Here is a 721-nt window from a genome sequence, read left to right as displayed (position 1 = left end):
ACTCATATCCGATGCCACAGCCGGCTTTTAGTGTTAAGCCTGCTTCGTGGTTTTTAAGTAGGATATCGTCCATTGAGTCATAGACTGTGCCTGAAACGGTACAGTTAATGGTGGAAGTTGCAGGCTTATGTTCGCCAGCGCCTGCATTCGACATAATGCGGCCTGCGGGAATGACGCCAGTTTCTAATGCCCATTTAAAATCTGCATATACCTGCTCGCGCTTTTCCTCTGGTTCTACAGAAGATAGAGCACGGGCCACACGTTCATAAGTTTCAGCGATTGTTTTATCAACAGCCTCGCCAGACTTTGTTTTCAGCTGGTATTTAGTGTGCCAAATGTCTACCGACGCATCTTGCATCGGGAGTGGAGAAATGAGCGGTTCGACCTTAGCGTTCATTTATGAAACCTCGTGGACGTTCTAAATGACAGACACTCTTCCTTAAGTGAGCTATCACATTAAAATGTTTTATTGGCTGCCTTACCTGAGCAACCCCTATATTTAGTGGTGGCAGAAATGTTCTCTTTCTGCTCACGTATAACCTTTAAAGCCAAGACAACTAAGCGATTACGAGGGTTCAAAGGTACAGCTATTCGTTTAGTTACGCCTGATGACGGGATAGAAGATGTATCCCTATATATAGTATTATGAATTGTTGGTTTACTATATGTAGCGTACTTGCGAAGAAGTATAACAGCATATAGTGGTATGTGAAGATTCTGT

At 43.4% G+C, this 721-nt stretch carries 1 protein-coding gene; it reads right to left on the bottom strand.

Annotated features, from left to right (window positions below):
• Positions 1-397, bottom strand: a 397-nt coding sequence (locus A3739_RS00705; protein ID WP_304440232.1) for a ribonucleotide reductase N-terminal alpha domain-containing protein, incomplete at its 3' end; no start/stop codon positions are given.
• Positions 398-721 lie beyond the last annotated feature (324 nt).

It is taken from the genome of Oleiphilus sp. HI0067, assembly GCF_001635735.1.
Note: the sequence above shows the minus strand (reverse complement) of the source record. Positions and strands in the feature narration are given on the sequence as shown.